The sequence below is a fragment of the Catellatospora sp. NPDC049133 genome (genome assembly GCF_040648455.1).
Taxonomy (GTDB): Bacteria; Actinomycetota; Actinomycetes; order Mycobacteriales; family Micromonosporaceae; genus Catellatospora; species Catellatospora aurea.
This window is the reverse complement of sequence record NZ_JBEZDT010000017.1, coordinates 42,134-60,417: the sequence shown is the minus strand read 5'-3', so window position 1 is coordinate 60,417 and position 18,284 is coordinate 42,134. Positions and strand designations below refer to the sequence as shown.

Below are 18,284 nucleotides of genomic sequence, written 5' to 3'. Positions count from 1 at the left end.
CACCCGTGGGCGGGCGGTCAGTCGATGGCCTGGTCGATGGTCGCGGTGACCAGGCCGATCTCCTTCTGCTCGTACTGGGCGAGGATCTTGGCGTAGGTGCCGTCGTCGATGAGGGACTGCACCGCGGCCTGGAACGCCTGGGCGAGGTCGGCGCGGGACTTGAGGAAGCCGAAGCCGTTGGGGCTGGCCAGCCAGCCGTTGGGGTTCTGGGCGTCGGCGGCGAGCTGGACCTTGTCCTTGAGCTGCTGCTCGGTGTCGACGAGGTTGACCTTGGTCGCGGCGACGGCGTCGACGGTTCCGGCGAGCAGGGCCTGCACGGCCTGCGGGTTCTCCGGGTACTCCTTGACGGTGATCGCGTTGCCGGCGCAGCCGGTCTTGCTGTATTCGGCCAGGTGCTTGGCCTGGTTGCTGGCCTTCTGCACGGCGACGGTGCGCCCGCACAGCCCGGTGACGTCGTTGATGGACTTGGGGTTGCCCTTGGTGACGAGGAAACCGGTGCCCGAGGCGGAGTAGTCGACGAAGGTGGCGACCTGCTGGCGCTCCTTCTTGTCGGTGATGCCACCGGCGATGGCGTCGTACTTGCCGGCCTGCAGGCCGGGCACGAGGCCGTCGAACGGCTGCTGGCTCCACTGGGCCGTCAGGCCCAGCCGCGCGGCGGCGGCGGTGAGCAGGTCGTAGTCCAGGCCCTTGAACTCGGTGGTGTTGCCCTCGGCCTTGAAGTCGATGAACGGCTCGTAGGGGGCGTTGGTGGCGATGGTGATGGCGCCCTTGCCGCGGAAGTCGGCGGGCAGTTTGGCAGCGACCTTGGCGTCGGTGGTGACGTCGCCGACGCCGGTGATCGCGACGGTGACGGTCGCGGCTGCCGCGGAGTTGCCGGTGGTCGGGGTGTCGGTGGTGCCGCAGGCGGCCGCGGCGAGCGCGACGGCCGCGAGCGCGGCGGTGGACAGGGCGAAACGGCGCGAACGCATGAAGTCCTCCCGGTTACTGAAACTCAGTACCGGGGACTGTAATAGGCGTTACAGAAATTGTGAAGTTACGTTTTGATGTAACAAGATCATTCGAGCAGGCCGTACCGCTGCGCCGCCGTCTCGATGGAGGTGAGCCGCTCCCCCGCAGCCGGACCCAGCCTGGCGATCACCCCGTCGATCAGGGTCTCCAGCACCGCGACCGTGGGCACGAAACTGTCGTACGCCGACGGCGAGTCCACCCGGCTGGGCAGCACCACGTCGGCGACGCCCGCGACCGGCGACAGCCACCGGTCGGTGAACAGGATGATCTTCGCGTCGTGCTCCTTGGCCGCCTGCGCCAGCCGCAGCGTGGGCTGCTCGTAGCGGCGGTAGTCGAACAGCACCAGCAGGTCCCGACGGCCCAGCTCGGCCAGCAGGCCGGCCCGCTCGACCTGCCCCGCGGGCAGCAGCCGGCTGTTGCCGCGGACCTGCACCAGGTGCATCACGAGGTAGTGGGCCAGCAGCGCGGAGAAGCGCCCGCCGTGGCCGGTGACGCGCAGCTGCGGGTCGGCCAGCAGCCGCACCGCCGCCTCCACCTCCGATTCGGGCAGCTCGGCCAGGGTGGCCTCGACAGCCTGGGGCAGCACCCGCCGCGCGCGTTCCAGCGCCCCACCGGGCGCGGTCGGCGGTTCGGCGGTGTAGGCGGCCAGCGGGGAGGTGTCACGTTCGGCGAGCTCGTCGCGCACCGCCTTCTGGAACTCGGGATGCCCGCGAAACCCCAGCCGGTTGACGAAGCGCAGCACCGTCGGCCCGCTCACCCCGGCCCGCTCGGCCAGCACCGCCACCGTCTCCAATGCGGCTGCGGGGTACGCCGCCAGCAGCACCCGGGCCACTCGGCGCTCGGCCGGGCTGCACTCGCCCAGCCGGGCATGGATCATCCCGGCGACGCCGTGCTCGACTGCGGTCATCTGCCACCTCCGCCGCACAGCGTAGCCACGCCCGGGCAGGGGTCCCCGCCCGGCGCGCGCCGGGCGGGGACGCCGGTCACTTGGTCACGGTGCAGGAGTAGGCCGCCGAGCCGGAGCCGGAGTAGGACTCCAGCTCCACGTAGACGGTGGCGCTGCCCGAGGCCGTGCGGGTGTAGGTCAGCGACTCGTCGGCTCCGGCGCCGTCGTTGACCGAGCGGACCAGGGTGCTGCCGGAGGAGTTGAGCAGGTACAGGTCGGCGTCGTAGGCCGACGGGATCGCGCAGTTCACGGTGATGGTCTGGCCGGAGGCCAGGGTGGTGGCGAAGTAGTCACGGTCGGAACTGCTGCCCATGTTCCCGGTGACGGTCGCGGGATAGGTCAGCGACGCGATGCTGTTGGCGGCCGAGCGGGAGTCGTTCGGCTCGAACTCGGCGTAGCTGGACCCGCCCCCGCCGCCGCCGCCGGGCGGCGGGCAGGAGGTGAGCGGCGTGCCGTTGTACAGGTTGGACTCGGCCACCCCGTTGGTGACGCTGCGCAGGTAATAGCCGCAGGTCGGACGGTTGGCGAAATCGTAGGTCTGGCCGCCGGTCAGCTTCCAGATCTTGAAGTTGGAGAAGCTGAGCGACTGCCCGGCCGAGGCTCGTTCGGGCTGGTGGTCGCCTAGCACGACATATGCGCTCGGGCCGCTCAGCGTCGCCTTGCCCGCCGCGTCGATGAACAGCGACGCCCCCTCCTCGACCCCGACGCCCCAGGCCGAGCCGCCGCTGACCAGTCCGTCCTTGATGGATCGGGCGACAAAGGCCATCAGCCGGCCCATCCGGTCGCGGGCGACGAAGTGCGAGTCGTTGACCGTGTCGGCGTAGTGCGGCCACTCGAACATGCCGGTGGTGAAGCTGATGTAGCTGTCGTACGGGTCGGCCAGGGCCTCCGACGAGAGCACGCTGCCGGTGCAGGCGTCGTAGACGACGTCGCTGTTGATGTGGTGCCCGGCGCTGCCGCCGCCGACACCGCCGCCCTTGGCGACCACCGACTGCACCGAGGCCCGCAGCGAGGTGCCCTTCCAGTTCGCGTAGCGGCACTGGTCGCCGCCGGCGAAGTAGACGAACTCGGCGTTGCGGATGTCGGTGTTGACCTGGGTGTTGTTGCCGTCGTTGGCGCTGGTCAGGGTCAGCGTCGTGCAGGAGTTGACGTTGGCCAGCCCCACGATGGTGTCGCACTCGGGGGTCTTGCTGCCCGAGGTGGGCGCGGATCCGGCCAATACCGCGACGTCGATGCTGCCGCTGCCGCCGCGGATCGCGTCGATCGCCTTGGTCATGGTCGCCGTGACGACCCCGCCGGAGCCGTTCATCGTGTACGCCGGGCCGGACCAGGTGGTGCGGCTGACGTCGGTGGCGCTGCCCTGGCGGACCCGAGTCACGGCGGCGTGCGCCGGGGTGCCGATCAGGGTGCCTGCCAGCACGGCGACGGCTGTCGCGGCGGCCAGGCGGGACATGGGGGGCATAGATCCTCCTCGACGGATCCCACCACGCTGGTGATGTAACGCACAGTACAGACACGGCCAATTCTTGTACATGTGTAGTTCCTATTACTTACGAACTCGTAACATGCATTACATCTAGACTATGAGTACAAGCTCTTGTAACGTGCTCTCGCGTCGCCCACCTGGCGCCGACACCCAGTCCGGCTCCGCCCGCCGTTTGGAAACCCAGTTCCCACCACGCGGCGGCGGGCGGAGCCTCCCATCCCCCGGGAGGCACCCCATGACCCGCAGACGCACTGTCCTAGCCGGAGCCCTCGGCGCAGCCGCCCTCACCGCGTTCGGCCCCGCCGCACCCGCCGCCGCCAAGGCCTGCCGCGGCCCGCTGATCCTCGTCGGCGGCTCGCTGGCCGACGACAACACCGAGATCTACGGCGAGATCGTCCGCCGCGCTGGCGGCGCGACCGCCCGCATCGGCGTACTCACCGCCGCCTCCGTCCCGCCCAGCCAGGACCCCGACGCCGGCTCCCCCGACGCGGTCAACAGCGAGACCAACGGGCAGTACTACGCCGACCTGCTGCGCTCCCACGGCGCCGGCGAAGCCGTCTGGATCCCCGTCGACCTCGACCGCCTCGACGCCGCCGACGATCCCGCCGTCGCCGCGCTGGCCGCCGGCTGCACCGGCTTCTTCTTCGGCGGCGGCGACCAGTTCCGCTACATCACCACCCTGCTGCACGGCGACGCCCACACCGACACCCTCGTGCTGGCCGCGATCCGCCGCAGCCACGCCGCGGGCGCCGTCATCGCCGGCAGCAGCGCCGGAGCCCAGATCCAGCAGGGCGCCGACATGGTCACCGGCGGCGAGAGCTATGAAGCCCTGCGCGACGGCGCGTTGCCGGGCTACTTCGACGACCCGAACACCAGCGGCTACTGGCCCGCGGGCGGGTTCGGGTTCCTGCGCTCCGGGCTGATCGATACCCACTTCTCCGCGTACGCCCGCCTCGGCCGCGCCGTCCAGCTCGCGAAAGACACCGGCCACGACCGGGTCTACGGCCTGGACCCGAACACCGCGCTGCTGGTCACCGACCCGGGCAGCCGCGACGAGCGCGGCCGTGTGCTGGGCGCCGGCGGCATCAACGTGCTCGACCTGCGCGACGGCGTGCGCTGGAGCCACCTGACCGCGGGCTTCACCTACTCCCCCGCCGACTGGCGCATCCGCGTGCCGAACACGCTACGCGAGCTGCGCCCCGACGGCACGCAGGCCGTCGCCGACAGCGACGACATCTTCGGTGACGACGTCGCGACCGCGCTCGCCCTGGAACTGGCCGGTTCCCGCGACCGCAGTGCCATCGGATACACCCGCCAGCAGGACCCGCGGTTCGCGGTGACGCTGGCCAAGCACCGCGGATTCGCCGCGTACACCGCCGACGGCCACACCGCGGCCGCGTTCCAGGGCCTCGCCGTCCACATCCGGCAGGCCTGACGGGGGAACGGGTCCGGCTCGCCATCGCGCGCCGGACCCGCCCTCACCAGGGCGTGCCGGCCGGCGTCGACGCATGACGGGCACGGTCCACCCGTCGGCGTCAGATCGAGACGACGATCTTGCCGCGTACGCCGCCGTCCTCCAGTGCCCGGTGCGCGCCCGCGATGTCAGCCAGCGGGAAGACCCGGTCCACGACCGGCCGCACCGCGCCCCGCGCCACCAACGCCGCGAGCCGGTCCAGGTCGGCGCGGCGCGGATTGCCGCTGAAGAACCGCACCCGCCGCGAACCGTGCACCGCCGAGGCGGCCACGTATCCCAGTGACGCGACCACGCGATCGAGGTCGAACGAGATCGCGACCATCCGGCCGCCGCCCGTCAGCCGGCTCCGGTAGGCCCGCAGCTGCGTACCGACCGTGTCCACGACCACGTCGAACCGGCCGAGGTCGCCGGGTGTCACCGCCCGGTAGTCGATGCACTCGTGCGCGCCGAGATCCCGTACCAGGTCGAAGGTCCGCGCGCCGGCCAGCGCGGTCACGTGCGCGCCCAATGACCGGCCGAGTTGCACCGCGATGCTGCCGACCCCGCCCGCGGCACCGCGGACCAGCAGCCGTTCCCCCTGCCGCAGCCCCGCCTTGTCCACCAGTGCCGTCACCGCCGTGGTGCCGACCCCGGCCAGCGCTGCGGCCTGCTCGAACGTCAATCCGTCCGGGATCGGGGCCACCCGGTCGGCGGCGATGGCCGCGTACTCGGCCGCCGCGTTCATCGCGCGGCTGACGCCCCACACGGGCTGGCCGATGGAAAGGCCGGTCACGCCGCTGCCGAGGGCCTCGATCCGGCCCGCCAGGTCGAGGCCCAACTGCTTGGGGAAACCCCGCCCGACGAGCAGGCCCGTGACCGCCTTGACCCGGCCCGCCCTGCCGTAAAGCTCGCCGCCGTTGACGCTGGTGGCGCGCACCCGCACGAGCACCTGGCCGGGTCCGGCCGCCGGTCGTGCGACGTTGCCTTCGTACAGCACCTCGGGCGGGCCGTACCTGTCGTAGAGCGCGGCGCGCATCTGTGCCACTGGCTTGCCTTCCTGTCACTGTGACCCGGACATTCCGGGAGCTCACGCGGGACGACGCTAGCCGCTCAAACGGACAGGGCAATCCGTTTAAGCTAAAGTGAGGAGGATGAGCACGCGATCTTCTCGGTTGCCCGCCGCCCCAGGCCGCCCCCGCTCCGACGCGGCACGCAACCGGGCCCGGCTGCTCCAGGCGGCCGGCGAGGCGTTCGCCACGGCCGGGTTCGACGTGCCCATGGCGGCGATCGCCCGCCGCGCCGGGGTCGGCATGGCAACCCTCTACCGGCACTTCCCCACCCGCGAGCAGCTGGTCACCGAAGTCTTCGCCGACCGGTTCCAGGCCTGCGCGGCGGTGGCCGACGAGGCGTTCGCCGACGAGGACCCGTGGCGCGGGTTCTGCACGCTCGTGACCAAGGTGTCCGCCATGCAGGCCGCCGACCGCGGCTTCACCGCCGCGTTCCTGACCGCATACCCGGACGCGGTCGATCACGAACAGGCGCGGGCCCGCGCCGAGGACGGGTTCGTGCGGCTGATCGATCGGGCCGTGGCGGCAGGGGCGCTGCGCCCCGACTTCGCCGTCGCGGACCTGATGCTGCTGCTGGTCGCCAACGACGCGGTCATCGTCGCCGCACCCGCGGGCCAGGCCCCGGCCGCGTCACGGCGGCTGGTGGCGTACCTGCTGCAGTCGTTCGCGGCGGGACACACTCGGCCGCTGCCCCCGCCGCCGCGCCTGCGCCTGCACCACGTGCACCAGCCCCGCACGGGCGGATCCGGCTGAGCGGCCGACAGTGTCACGTAGCCTCGTCGGGTGGCGTACTTCGTTTCCTTGACCGCGGACGAGGCAGCATCGACCGTCGGCCAGCTTCGGATCGAACAACGCCTGACTGTCGCCCTGCGTCGCGGCCAGCAGCCCGTTGGTGTGGACTCGGCAGGTCCACCTGTGGTTCTCGTACTGACCGAGAGCGGGGTCGGCGGTCCCCGGCGGTTGCAGTTCCTGGGAGTTCGAGCACGTCACAACATCGTCGGGCCGGTCGACCGAAGCATCACGATCGAGCCACTTCGCGAATGCATGCAGACGATTTATTGGGAAGGTCCCGTCGGCAACCTCCTCGACCGCCTTCCGAAGGGACTGGCGTCTGACGCTGACCGTGATGCTCCGCGAGGTGCCGTCGGCGAATGTGACCGCGACGTGTGGTCTGCAGTCGAGGGCTTGCTACGAGAAGGTCATCCGGAGCTCGGTCCGTTGCTCGATTGGCTTCTGGCCCAGGCCAACCAGGTGGTTTTCGACGATTCTCCGGCCGACCAGTCGTGGCAGGAGCAGCAGGACGCGACACGCACCGTCGTTCGCATTGCGGGCTTTCCGCCCTCCGCAGTGGCAGCCTGGGATCGCCCGCCGGGGCGGGATGATCCCTACCTCGCCGGGGTGATTCCGCAGCCGCCGGAGCACAGCCTCATCGAGCACGACATTCGTGCGGCAGGCGTCGCATTCGACATGGCAGCGCAGTTGGCAAACGAGCCGGGAGCGCGTTGCCACATTCACGTGCTTCGCGACAATGAAGGTCGGCAGCTGGAGATCGCAAATGTCAATGCCATCGGCGTCGAGCACCGCACCGGCACCGACATGCTCTACTACTACCAGCCGACTGAGAGTTTCGTCCTGGTGCAGTACAAGAGGATCGACCCGGTCAAGCGCTTTACGCTGGTCGATGCCCGTCTGCGCAGCCAACTGACGCGTTTGGAGAAGGTCGCGAGCCTCAGCAGGTCGGCGCAGGGCCCCGACGACTGGAGGCTCGCCGGCGACCCCTGCTTCCTGAAGCTGGCCTACTGGCCGCAAAGCGACAGCGGGCTACAGGTCGACGGACTCGCGCCCGGAATGTACCTGCCAGTAAGCTATGTTCGGCTGCTGCTCGAAGACGCCTGCACCGGCGACGACGAGCAACGCCACCTCGGTTATCCGCAGGTAGCCCGCCACATCGTCAATACGCAGTTCATCGAGTTGGTCAGGAACGGTCTTGCGGGAACCGTCGGCGTCACCCGAGACCAGTTGCTGGACCTGGTGATCGAACGTACGGCTGCCGGCTCGAGCATGGTCGTGGCGATCGAGAGCAGCAGGGAGTCGGCCAAGGCCCGCCATCAGCGCGCGCACAGCCGCAAACGCAACACCAAGCCATACACCCAACTCACCTTCGCCCAGCCGACCTTGTTCGACGGCGAAGTCACGGGCTGACCGACACCTGACCGCGCAGCCGTGATCCGGTCCGATGGTGACCGTTGCCGCGCCCGAACAGCTCATGTGTCCCGCCCGAGCGAGCGCGACATGGTGGCCAGACCGAGCACCGCGAGCAGGGCGAGGGCGCTCGGGAGGAGAAACACCAGCGGCAGGCCGATCGCCGCGGCGCCAAGACCCCCGGCGCGGCAGCCGAGAACCCGAGCCGGACAGGAACATCGCCACGGCGGCTCCCCGGTACAGCGGGGAAACCCACGTCAACCGCAGCGCCGATGACCGCGCGGTGGGCCTGTTCTACCTGACGAACCTCACCCAGCCGGTGTCGAGGCCGCCTTCGGCGCCTACCGCGGGGCCAAAGCGCTGGAGGTGTACCGCTACGGCGGCCATGAGGGCGGGCACCGTGCGCACGAGCAGAAACAACTCAGGTGGCTACGCGACGTCTTCGAGCAGCCGCGCCCAGGGCGCCGGCGCGACTGCCCGGCCGCACCGAAGGCAGGCGAATCGCCGCGTCAATCGACGCAGAATCCGGGACCTGCGCCTACGCCCACCGCCCACCGGCGATGCTCGAACGGAGACAACCATCCGAGCGCGCTCGCCAGGAAAGGACGGCGGCCATGACCGCGACAGTGCATGACGACGTGCAGATCGCCGACTTCGGCAAGGAGATGTGGGACTTCCTCACCAGGAGGCACGCGGCCATCTCCTACAACTTCCGCGACATGGAGGTGCACGTCCCCCGCCGGACCGGACCCGACTCGCCCCGAGCCACCTGGGTCCTCAACGGCACACTCGAAATCAGCACCAGTGACCACGACGACGCGCCACGCCGCTAGTCGCCGGCCGGGCAGCCCGATCCGGATCTCCGGGGGTGTCGACGTCACGGTCCACGCCGGAGGCCGGCACACCACCGGTCGCCTCGACGCGGAGCCGGGGCACCCGCTCGTCGTGAGTTTCGCCGATCCGGCGCTCGCCCTGGCACAGCTGCCGCAGCTCGCGATGTCGCGCGCCGCGGCAGCGCCGCTTCTCAGAGCACTCGGACGCGTCGAGGTCCGCCGCGCCGACGGAACCTGGCTGCTGCGGATCTACTGGCACGACGGGCGGGTGCACCGCTGGTGGAGCACCGCCGGGCTGCGCCTGCTGCCGCGCGCCGCTGCCCTGCGCGTGCTCGCCCGCCGCACGTCCCGTCGGTGACCCGGCCGATTAGCACCGCCGCGATCCGGTAATACCGGGTGCATGAGCCAGCCGAACCTCGATCCCGCGCAGTACCCGCCGATCGATCCGTCCGAACCCGTGCCCGACGATCCCGGCGTGCTGCTGCCGGGCACGCCGGAGGTGCTGCCCGCGGCACCGGTCGAGCCGATGCCGGGCGATGAGGACCCCGGCGGCGATCCGGGACGCGTACGCGAGCCCGCATGAGCCGTCGGACCCAGCGCCGGCGATCGCTCACGGCTGCGTGGCCGCCCTGCGGTACCCGTCCAGTGCCGTTGTCGCCTCGGCATCAGCGGGATGCCGGACCAGGTGGGCCACGTGCTGCCACATCGCCCGCTCGTCGGCCAGGGTGGCGGGCATCACCAGCCCGAACGCCTCGGCGAGCCGCTGTCGGCCGAGGTTGACCATCGCCCGCACGGCACCGTCCCAGCTGTCCACCGCGCCGACCGCCGCGCTGTACCAGATGCGGGCCGCCACCAGCAGAGCTGCTGCCCCGGCCAGCGGTGCGGGCCCGCTGACGGTGCCTGCGAGCCACAATCCGGTCAGCGTGAGCGACAGCAGCACGTGGCCGGACAGCATGCACACAAAGAAGTCGACGTTGGCACGAGCCGCGGCCTCGTCCTTGCGCGCCTGCTCCTCGACCAGGCTGACGAGCTCGCTCCACAGGATCTGCGAGTCAAGCCCGAACCTGCTCCAGGCATACTCCTCCAGCCTGCGGATCGAATTGCCCAGCCGGGTGGGGGCGATCTGCTCGTCGTCGATCGGATAGCGGCGCAGGCGCTCGGCTGCCAGACCGATCGCGACGGCGGAGACCTCGCCGCGACGGGCGTACCGCGAAAGCCTGCCGTGGGCGCGATACGGGGCGATTGCCTCCGCGACATCCTGGCCCGCGGCCTCGGCCGCCGCGAGACGCATGGCGTCGTGCCGGTCGGTGAGCAGGTGCTTGCGGCTGAGCTGGCGTCGACGGCCCCAGCGCTGCAGGGCCGCCGGCCACAGCGTGTAACCCTCGAGGATGCGGTAGAGCAGGTTCTGGATCGCCGCCAGCACCAGCCCTGCCACCAGCACTCCGACGCCGAGGACGGCGACGGTCGGCGTGGCGGATCCGCTCAGCAGGTCGCCGACCGACAGACCGGACACCGCCGGTGCCAGCGCGATGAACAGCGCGACGTTGATGAGTGTCGGCAGGATCCACCCGACGACCAGGCCCCATCCTCCGCCGAGAATCCCTTTGGCGATGTCGCTCACGAACCACCGCGCATACGCCGCAGCAGCCGCGTGAGCACACTCGGGGTATCGGCCGACAGCGGCCCGGCGGTCGTGGTGCGCCGAGACCAGCCGGCGGCGAGATCCGGGCCGGGTGGCGGCCCCCCGGGCGCGTCGAGGCCGACCGGCAGGTCAGGCGGCGGGCTGGGGCTCCAGGTCGGGGCAGGCTGATAGAGGTCCGGGCCTGGCGGCCGCGCCGACACCGGCGCCGAGTCGCCCTGCTCCGGGCGCGGGGACGGGACGACCTCCGGCCAGGCCGCGACCGGACCGGCTGCCGCGGCGCTCGACGGTGTGAGCCCTTGTTCCGCGAGCCACCGCGGGAAGGCTTCCGGAGTCACGTCCGGATCGAGCGCGTCACGATCGTCCGCGCCTTCTTCTCGCTCCATGTGTCCTCCAGTGCGATGACGGTCGTGATGGGACAGTACGCAGCGGCTGACAGCCCTGCGGCTGAGAGGATCTGCCTGGGGCCTTGCGCCGGACAACAGAGCCTAACGAAGTCCCGCGGGTGACGGTCGATCGCCGCCGCCGCGGCTGGGTGGCCGCATACACCGGCGGTGCCACCGGTTCTCCCGTCTGTCCAGGTGCGGCCGGGCACAGAACCGACGCCTGCCGCCTCAGGATCGCGTCGCGGTGACGACGATGTTGTCGCGGTAGTGGCGAGTTGCCTTGTCGAACGGGCCGCCGCAGGTGATCAGGGTCAGGCGCGGCGCGCCGTCGCGGGCGAAGTATCTGTCCAGCGGGATCCGGGTCTTGCGGTACTGCTCCACCGCCACGACCCGGAAGGCCGCGGAGCCGCCGCGGGCGTCCCATACTGTCACCGGGTCATCCTCGTCCAGATCCCGCAACCCGAAGAAGGCTCCCTTGCCCTGAGTCGCGCTGTCGACGTGTCCGGCGATCACGATCGACCCGGCGGTCGCCTCCAGCCCTGGCCCGTACCGGTACCAGCCGACCCGGTCGACGCTGGGCGGGACTGCGAAGTCACCGGTCCGGGCGTCGATGCCGACCGGCTCGACCCGGGCGTTCAGCGACATGGCGGGGATGGCCAGCCTGGCCGGCGCGATCGTCGGCCCGCCCGTGGGCAGCACTCCCGGTTGCACGGGGACCGCGACGCCCGGTGTCAGCGCGGTCGGTGACGATGAGTCGCCGACCAGGCCGTCGACTGCCGGAGCGGGGTCGTCGGCGTCGGCGCGGCAGCCTGCGGCGGCCAGCAGCGACATGCCGCCGAACAGGTGCAAGGCGTGGCGGCGGGTGACGCCGGGGCGGCGCGCCCCGCGGGTGTCGCGGGGCGCGCCGTAGGGGCGGGGCATGGTCATCGTGTGGTGCGCCGGGTCGCCATCCGGACGCCGCCGCCGACGGCCAGCAGCAGCGCGGCAGCGGCCGCTGCCAGCCACCACGCGCTCATACCGGACTCGTCGGCCAGGCCGCCGTCGCCGCTGGGAACGCCACCGGGAGCCGAGTGCAGACCGGTGATCACCTGGGCGACGACGCCCAGGTTCTTGCCCTCGGCCGAGCCGGTCGCGTACACGATCGTCGCGGTTCCCTCCTTGAGGTCGACGTCGGTGGCCGGGATCGCCACGGTGGTGGTGCCGGCGAGCACGACGTCGGCGCTGACGGTCCCGGCGGGCAGGTCGGCCTTGGCCTCGTCGGGGTTGGTGAGGCCCTTGAACACCGGCGTGCCACCGGCGCGCACGTCGACGGCCGGAGCGGCGGCGGTGTGCCGCACGATCAGGCGCGCCTTGCCCGCGCCGACCTTGCTGACGTCGTTGACGAACGGCGTGATCTTCGGGGTGCCGGCGGCGTCGAGATGCGCGACGATGCTGATGTTCGCCCCGCCGGGGACCTTCGCGCCGTCGACGGACAGGATCGCCTTGTCGATCGGCTCGCCGGGCTTGGTCAGGTCGAGGTCGTAGCTGCCTTCGGGCAGGTCCAGCGGGCCCGCGACGTCGCCGGGCTTGAAGTCCTTCAACGTCACCTTGCCGTTGACGTACACGTCGACCGGCGTGGCGGGGATGCCGTGCACCACCGACACCTTCGACGTGGCCGCATACGCTGGTGTCGCGGTGGCCAGGCCGGCGGTCGCGGTCACGGCGGCGGCCACCGCGCCCAGCGCCAGGATGCGGTGGATGTTCAGGCTGCGCATCGCTTCTCCTTGGATCGTCGTCTGCTTCGGACGGCTGAACTCGCCGTCATCGGGGGCTACGACGCCCGCGCCGACGGCGGATGCGGCCAGTGACATTGACGACGGGATGCATCCGGCAGTGCGTTGCCGGTCGTATCAGGCGTTGTAGGGGTGTGCGCGACAGGCCGAGGAAGCGTGGTGGCCGTGGCGGGTAGAGTCTTGGCGACCCGATGGAAGGCGGCCTGTCCAGTGACTGCGCAGCGCGATCAGGCTACCGCCGTCGTCGCTGACGGCGTGGCGGTCCGGTTCGCCGCCGGGGACGAGTCCGCGCTCCGGGAGGCCTACGACCAGTACGGGTCCGCGGTGCTGCACCTGGCCACGCGGCTGCTGCGCAGCCGCGCCGACGCCGAGGACATCACCCAGGCGGTGTTCGTGTCGGCATGGCTGGCACGCGACAGCTTCGACCCGGCCCGCGGCAGCCTGCTGGGCTGGCTGCTGGCCATCACCCGCCGCAAGGTCATCGACCTGGTGCGGGTGCAGCAGCGGGCTGAACGGGTCGAGGACGCGATCCGGCGGCAGCCCGAGCCGCCGCCGGCCGCGTCCGCAGAGGAGGTCGTCGAGCAGCTGGTGGTCGCCGACGAGCTGGCGAGACTGCCCGACGACCAGCGCAGAGTGCTCGAACTGGCTTTCTACGACGACCTCACCCACCAGCAGATATCCGAGACGACCGGGCTTGCCCTCGGCACGGTGAAAAGCCACATCCGTCGCGGCATGGCGGCGATCAAACGGCGATGGGAGGTGGACGATGCGCCATCTGGACACCGAGCAGCTGACTCTGCTCGCCTTTGACGAGCCGTCGCAGCAGACGACCGCAGCCGCACACCTGACCTCCTGCGACACGTGCCGCGACGAGGTGGCCGAACTGCGGCGCCTGGCCGGCGTGGTAGCCCACACACGACCGCTGCGCGCCCTGCCACCACCGCCGCCTCGCTTGTGGAGTGCCATAGCCGCGCAGGCCGGCCTGGCCGAGGCCGCGACCGGCACCGCTGCCGCCCCGTCAGGCCGAACGTCTGACGCTGCCGCATCACCCGACGCCGGCTCCGGGCCGCGCGGCCCGGTCCGCCCCACCGACAATCGCCCTCCCGCCGCCGCGGGTCCGGCCCGACAGCGGCGCGGCTTGGCCAAGCTCGCCCTCGCCGCCGGCGTCATCGCCGCCGTCGCCGCCGGTGCCGTCGCGGGCGTCTGGTGGGACAGGCCGCCACAGCCGACAGTGCTCGCAGCAGCGGCGCTGACGGCCTACGGCGACACACCCGCCTCGGCGACCGGCAGCGCCGACGTCGTCGCCGGGAATCGCCTGCGCCTGCACGTGGCCGGGCTGCCCGCGGTCGACGGCTACTACGAGGTATGGCTGATCGACCCGGACACGATGAAGATGTTCTCCGTCGGCACCCTCGGCCCCGGCGCCGACGGCGAGTTCAGCCTGCCGGCCAACGCCGACCTGGCGGCGTACCGGCTGGTCGACGTGTCCGCCGAGCACTTCGACAACAACACCGCCCACTCCGGTGACAGCCTGCTGCGCGGATTGCTCACCTGAGCCCACGCGGGCGAGCTCGCGTGGGAGCTGCACCTCGTCAGGAACGGCAGGCGCGCTGCACCGCAGACCCAAGGATCTGACCTTCTGCTGCGATGTCGACCGTTCGGCGTTCGCCATGGTCGGAGAAGTCCGCAATGATCACGTTGTCCTGGCCAGGGTGGCGTGCTGAACGGGTGAACCCCTCACTCGGGAGTCACCAGCCGGCGGTGCCGGGCCCGCCTTTGAACGGGCCCGCGAGGTCACGGGTGATCCAGCCGCCGTAGAAGTCACCTGCCTGCGGCATGACAGGTTCGCCGTCGACGAGGCACGTGTCGAGTTTCGACGGGTAGAACGCGAGCAGGCCGGCGAGTTCCTGGTAGCCGGCCGTCGGTGCCTCGTACGACCAGGCTGCCTGCGGCACGACGACGTCGCCGACGACCAGGTCCCAGTAGCCGGCGGCGCCTTTGAACTCGCAGTAGGTGCTGCGTCCGGACGGCCGCAGTGGGAGCAGCACCGCGTCGCGCGGGACGTAGTAGACCGGCGGGTGCGAGGTCTCCAGCACTCTGACAGCCTGCCGGGTGTCGAAGACGACCCGCCCTCGGTGCGTCGCGGTGATCCGGCGGGCGCTGCGCTCCCAGCGCGGTGGCCGTGGGTAGTCCCACACGTTCTCGGCTGCCGGGCGGGGTCCGCCGACGCCGCGCCCAGCGGGTGCGGTCGTCATCGCGGCACCGGTCCGCCAGGTATCCGCAGGTAGTCAGGTCGGGTGCCGAGCTGCGCGGTGGCAGGCGAATCGGCGGGGACGACGCGTTCGAGCACGGCCGCCGCCGGGCTGGTCTCCGGCGCCGTCGGGTATGTCGACCAGTACGAGGACACCGCTGCCATCGCCTTGGCCTCGTCCTTGGCCTTCTCGCGGATGGCGTCGTCGCAGGCCGACAGCCAGGTGGTGTAGCCCGTGAGCTGCCAGCGCGAATTGTGCGTGATCTTGCCGACCAGTTCCATCGAGCGTCCGGCGCACCGGCGGGACAGGTTGCTGATCTTCTCGTCGATGCCCATGACTTCCTCCGGCTGCGAGTGCCTGCGGCCGTGATCGCCGGCCACGTCTTCATCGTCACTGCCGCCGGTGGGCAGCGCGACCCCTGGCCCACTATTGCGTCGATTTGCGCGTCGAATATTGGCCCGGCGGCGGCCGGGCTCAGCGCGGCTCGGGGCGGTCGGCGCGGGCGGCCTCCCGCGAGGCGACGATCGCGCCAGTCATCCGGCGAATCACCTCGGCGGCCACCAGCAAGTCCTCGGTCGGCAGGTCCGCGAGGGCTTCGGCCATACGCCGGCCGAGGGGTTGGAAGAACTCCCGTGCCATCGCGAGCGCGGTGTCGTTCATCGACAGGGTGAGCCGGCGGCGGTCACGCGGGTCGCGGATGCGCTCGACGTGCCCGGCGCCTTCCAGCCGGTCGATCAGCGAGGTGGTCGCCGAGGCGCCCAGGCCGAGACGTGCGGCGAGTTCGCCGGCGGTGAGCGGCCGGCCCTGCTCGGCGCTCGCGGCGATCCACATGATCGCGTTGAGGTCGCTGCGGCCCAGGTGGTGGGCTCGGGCGAACACGTCGACGAACACGTCGCTCTCCACGGCGCTGACCTGCAGGGCCCTGGCGACCTCGTCGAGCGCGGCGGCCCGACCAGGGGGCCCCGTTTGCTCTCGCATGGCGAGCACTATAGCATTTCGATCGTCGAACCATTCGACTATCGAACCTTTGCATCCTCAACGAGGATCTCCCGAACAGGAGCCCAGATCATGGGTGCGCGTATCGCCACGTGGATCGCCGGCCGGGTCGGCGCAGCCGTCATCCTGCTCGCCACCGCGGCAGTCGCCACGCTGGTGTTCCTCACCAGCCCCGCCCAGCCCGCCGCCGGGCCCACCGACGGCTTGCCCGAGGGCAAGCAGTCGACCCGGGTCACCGAGCTGATGGACCGCTTCGCCAGCGGCCGCGCCGAATCCGCCATCATCGTGTTCGAACGCCCCGGCGCGGCGCTCACCGAGCCCGACCGCCAGGCCCTGGCAACCCTGCGGACGGCCGTGGCCGACCGCGAGCACGTCGGCACGCTGCCGCCCATCGCGTACGCCGACGACGGCCAGGCCGCGCTCCAGGTCGTACCGCTGCGGGCCGACCTTTCCGACGAGGCGCGTGACAGCACCGTCGACGGCCTGCGCGCCCTGCTGCGCGACGGCACCGGCCTGCCCGACGGGATCAGCGCACAGGTCACCGGCGGTGCGGCCTTCGGCCGTGACATCTCCGCCGCGTTCGCCGGCGCCGACGTCACCCTGCTGGTCGCCACGGCGATCGTGGTGGCGCTGCTGCTGCTGATCACCTACCGCAGCCCGATTCTCTGGATCGTCCCACTGACCGTGATCGGGCTCGGCGACCAGCTGGTCGCCAAGCTGCTGCCGTGGATCGGGCACCTGATCGGCGAACCCACCGACGCCTCCATCGCCGGAATCGTCTCGGTACTGGTCTTCGGCGCCGGCACCGACTACGCCCTGCTGCTCATCTCCCGCTACCGCGAGGAACTGCGCCGCACCACCGACCGGCGAGCCGCGCTGGCAGCCGCGGTGCAGGCAGCGGGCCCGGCGATCGTCGGCAGCGCCGCAACGGTCATCCTGGCCCTGCTGACCCTGGTCACCGCCGTGCTGACCAGCAACCGGACTCTCGGCATCGCCGCCGCCGCGGGCGTGGCCGTGGCCCTGGTGTTCGGACTCGTCGTGCTGCCCGCCGCCCTGGCACTGCTGCCTCGCGGCGCGTTCTGGCCGCTGGTGCCCGTCGCCGGCAGCGCCGAGACCAGCGAGACCGGAATCTGGGCCCGGGTGGCAAGGCTCGTCGGCCGTCGACCCGTCGGCGTCCTGGCCGCCGCCGCCGTCGTTCTCGCCGCGCTCGCCGCAGGACTGCTCACGACCACGATCGGGCTGTCGCAGACCGAGCAGTTCCGCACCGAGGTGGAATCGGTCCAGGCGCAGCAGACCCTGGCAGCCCACTTCGCCGCCGGTTCGTCGCAGCCGCTGCAGGTCATCGTCTCCACGGTGAACGCCCAGCAGGCCGCCGACATCGCCGCCCGCACGGCCGGGGTCGCCGCCGTCGGCCGCCCGGAAGCATCCACCGACGGCACGCTGACACTGCTGCCGGTGCAGCTGTCCGACGAATCCGGCACCACCGGCGCCGACCGCGCCGTCACCGCACTACGGCAGGGCCTGTCGGCTGGAGCCGGAACCGACGCCCTGGTGGGCGGGCAGCCGGCCGCCGACCTGGACCAGCGTGACGCCAACGCCCGCGACAACGCCGTGGTCGCCCCGCTGGTCCTGGCCGTGGTCCTGATCGTCCTGATCGCACTGCTGCGCTCGATCGTGGGGCCGCTGGTGCTGCTGGCCACGGTCGTGCTCAGCTACGCCGCCAGCCTCGGCGCGGCCAGCCTGGTCTTCGCCGCCCTGGACATCCCCGCGCTCGCCGCCAGCGTGCCGCTGCTGGCGTTCCTGTTCCTGGTCGCCCTCGGCGTCGACTACAACATCTTCCTGGTCAGCCGGGCCCGGGAGGAGACCGCCGCCCGCGGGGACACCCGGGCGGGCACGCTGCGGGCCCTGTCCGCCACCGGCGGCGTCATCACCTCCGCCGGAGTACTGCTGGCGGCGGTCTTCACGGTGCTGGGCGTGCTTCCGGTCATCGTGCTGACGCAGCTGGGCATCATCGTCGGCATCGGCGTACTGCTCGACACGCTGCTGGTGCGCACCCTGGTCGTGCCGGCCCTGGCACTGCTGCTCGGCGAGCGGTTCTGGTGGCCGTCGCGCCCCGCGCCGCGCCCAGCGGAGATCAACGCGCCACGTCCGGCGCACGACTCCGATCTCCAGTGGAAGCGCGATCCCGCCGCGAGCGGACGCTGACCGGCTGCTGCCGGAGGGGCCCGACACCCTCTCCGGCAG

General features: G+C 71.5%; 20 protein-coding genes. 9 read left to right on the top strand and 11 right to left on the bottom strand.

Annotation, left to right across the window (positions count from 1 at the left end):
* Window positions 1-17: 17 nt before the first annotated feature.
* From AB0B35_RS20440 to AB0B35_RS20430, 3 genes are all read right to left on the bottom strand, one after another.
* Window positions 18-968 (bottom strand): ABC transporter substrate-binding protein, encoded by a 951-nt coding sequence (locus AB0B35_RS20440; RefSeq protein ID WP_361047651.1) that lies wholly within the window; start codon window positions 966-968, stop codon window positions 18-20.
* Between the two features lie 86 nt (window positions 969-1,054).
* Window positions 1,055-1,915 (bottom strand): MurR/RpiR family transcriptional regulator, encoded by an 861-nt coding sequence (locus tag AB0B35_RS20435; RefSeq protein ID WP_360540501.1) that lies wholly within the window; start codon window positions 1,913-1,915, stop codon window positions 1,055-1,057.
* A 76-nt stretch (window positions 1,916-1,991) separates the two neighbouring features.
* Complete coding sequence (locus AB0B35_RS20430; RefSeq protein ID WP_361047648.1) at window positions 1,992-3,416, bottom strand: pre-peptidase C-terminal domain-containing protein; 1,425 nt, start codon at window positions 3,414-3,416, stop codon at window positions 1,992-1,994.
* Between the two features lie 259 nt (window positions 3,417-3,675).
* Here AB0B35_RS20430 and AB0B35_RS20425 point away from each other — a divergent pair, with 259 nt between their 5' ends.
* Entirely contained in the window at window positions 3,676-4,875 is a 1,200-nt protein-coding gene (locus AB0B35_RS20425) for a cyanophycinase (protein ID WP_360540505.1), read from the top strand.
* A 100-nt stretch (window positions 4,876-4,975) separates the two neighbouring features.
* On the opposite strand, the gene AB0B35_RS20420 is transcribed toward AB0B35_RS20425, so the two are convergent.
* Entirely contained in the window at window positions 4,976-5,929 is a 954-nt protein-coding gene (locus AB0B35_RS20420) for an NAD(P)-dependent alcohol dehydrogenase (protein WP_361047890.1), read from the bottom strand.
* Window positions 5,930-6,044: 115 nt separating this feature from the next.
* Between AB0B35_RS20420 and AB0B35_RS20415 the strand changes: the two genes are divergently transcribed.
* The 5 genes from AB0B35_RS20415 (at window position 6,045) to AB0B35_RS20395 (ending at window position 9,578) form a co-directional block, all read left to right on the top strand.
* Window positions 6,045-6,713, top strand: coding sequence for a helix-turn-helix domain-containing protein (locus AB0B35_RS20415; RefSeq protein WP_361047645.1), 669 nt, complete (start codon window positions 6,045-6,047; stop codon window positions 6,711-6,713).
* A gap of 30 nt (window positions 6,714-6,743) precedes the next feature.
* Entirely contained in the window at window positions 6,744-8,162 is a 1,419-nt protein-coding gene (locus AB0B35_RS20410; protein WP_361047642.1) for a hypothetical protein, read from the top strand.
* Window positions 8,163-8,776: 614 nt separating this feature from the next.
* Window positions 8,777-8,995: a hypothetical protein gene (locus AB0B35_RS20405; protein ID WP_361047639.1), complete on the top strand. Its 219-nt coding sequence runs from the start codon at window positions 8,777-8,779 to the stop codon at window positions 8,993-8,995.
* Complete coding sequence (locus AB0B35_RS20400) at window positions 8,967-9,353, top strand: hypothetical protein (protein WP_361047636.1); 387 nt, start codon at window positions 8,967-8,969, stop codon at window positions 9,351-9,353. Before AB0B35_RS20405 ends, AB0B35_RS20400 begins: the two co-directional genes overlap by 29 nt.
* A gap of 42 nt (window positions 9,354-9,395) precedes the next feature.
* Complete coding sequence (locus AB0B35_RS20395; protein ID WP_361047633.1) at window positions 9,396-9,578, top strand: hypothetical protein; 183 nt, start codon at window positions 9,396-9,398, stop codon at window positions 9,576-9,578.
* A 27-nt stretch (window positions 9,579-9,605) separates the two neighbouring features.
* Here AB0B35_RS20395 and AB0B35_RS20390 read toward each other — a convergent pair whose 3' ends face one another.
* The 4 genes from AB0B35_RS20390 to AB0B35_RS20375 form a co-directional block, all read right to left on the bottom strand.
* The gene (locus AB0B35_RS20390) at window positions 9,606-10,616 is read right to left on the bottom strand and encodes a hypothetical protein (RefSeq protein ID WP_361047631.1); all 1,011 of its coding nucleotides are present in this window, start codon (window positions 10,614-10,616) and stop codon (window positions 9,606-9,608) included.
* Entirely contained in the window at window positions 10,613-11,020 is a 408-nt protein-coding gene (locus tag AB0B35_RS20385) for a hypothetical protein (RefSeq protein WP_361047628.1), read from the bottom strand. Before AB0B35_RS20385 ends, AB0B35_RS20390 begins: the two co-directional genes overlap by 4 nt.
* Before the next feature lie 228 nt (window positions 11,021-11,248).
* Complete coding sequence (locus AB0B35_RS20380; protein WP_361047625.1) at window positions 11,249-11,941, bottom strand: class F sortase; 693 nt, start codon at window positions 11,939-11,941, stop codon at window positions 11,249-11,251.
* Window positions 11,942-11,943: 2 nt separating this feature from the next.
* Window positions 11,944-12,774, bottom strand: coding sequence for a DUF4397 domain-containing protein (locus AB0B35_RS20375; protein ID WP_361047622.1), 831 nt, complete (start codon window positions 12,772-12,774; stop codon window positions 11,944-11,946).
* Window positions 12,775-13,002: 228 nt separating this feature from the next.
* Between AB0B35_RS20375 and AB0B35_RS20370 the strand changes: the two genes are divergently transcribed.
* On the top strand, window positions 13,003-13,602 hold the full coding sequence (locus AB0B35_RS20370) for a sigma-70 family RNA polymerase sigma factor (RefSeq protein ID WP_361047619.1): 600 nt from the start codon (window positions 13,003-13,005) through the stop codon (window positions 13,600-13,602).
* Window positions 13,559-14,347, top strand: coding sequence for an anti-sigma factor (locus AB0B35_RS20365; protein ID WP_361047616.1), 789 nt, complete (start codon window positions 13,559-13,561; stop codon window positions 14,345-14,347). Before AB0B35_RS20370 ends, AB0B35_RS20365 begins: the two co-directional genes overlap by 44 nt.
* A gap of 193 nt (window positions 14,348-14,540) precedes the next feature.
* Here the strand turns inward: AB0B35_RS20365 and AB0B35_RS20360 are convergent, their stop codons facing one another.
* The 3 genes from AB0B35_RS20360 to AB0B35_RS20350 all read right to left on the bottom strand — a co-directional run bounded on the left by AB0B35_RS20360 (window position 14,541) and on the right by AB0B35_RS20350 (window position 16,022).
* Window positions 14,541-15,047: a DUF427 domain-containing protein gene (locus AB0B35_RS20360; RefSeq protein WP_361047613.1), complete on the bottom strand. Its 507-nt coding sequence runs from the start codon at window positions 15,045-15,047 to the stop codon at window positions 14,541-14,543.
* Window positions 15,044-15,424, bottom strand: a complete 381-nt coding sequence (locus AB0B35_RS20355; RefSeq protein WP_361047610.1) for a hypothetical protein — start codon at window positions 15,422-15,424, stop codon at window positions 15,044-15,046. Before AB0B35_RS20355 ends, AB0B35_RS20360 begins: the two co-directional genes overlap by 4 nt.
* 94 nt (window positions 15,425-15,518) lie before the next feature.
* Complete coding sequence (locus AB0B35_RS20350) at window positions 15,519-16,022, bottom strand: MarR family transcriptional regulator (RefSeq protein WP_361047608.1); 504 nt, start codon at window positions 16,020-16,022, stop codon at window positions 15,519-15,521.
* Between the two features lie 90 nt (window positions 16,023-16,112).
* Here AB0B35_RS20350 and AB0B35_RS20345 point away from each other — a divergent pair, with 90 nt between their 5' ends.
* A complete protein-coding gene (locus AB0B35_RS20345) occupies window positions 16,113-18,245 on the top strand; it encodes an MMPL family transporter (protein WP_361047606.1) in 2,133 nt (710 codons plus the stop codon).
* Window positions 18,246-18,284: the final 39 nt, after the last annotated feature.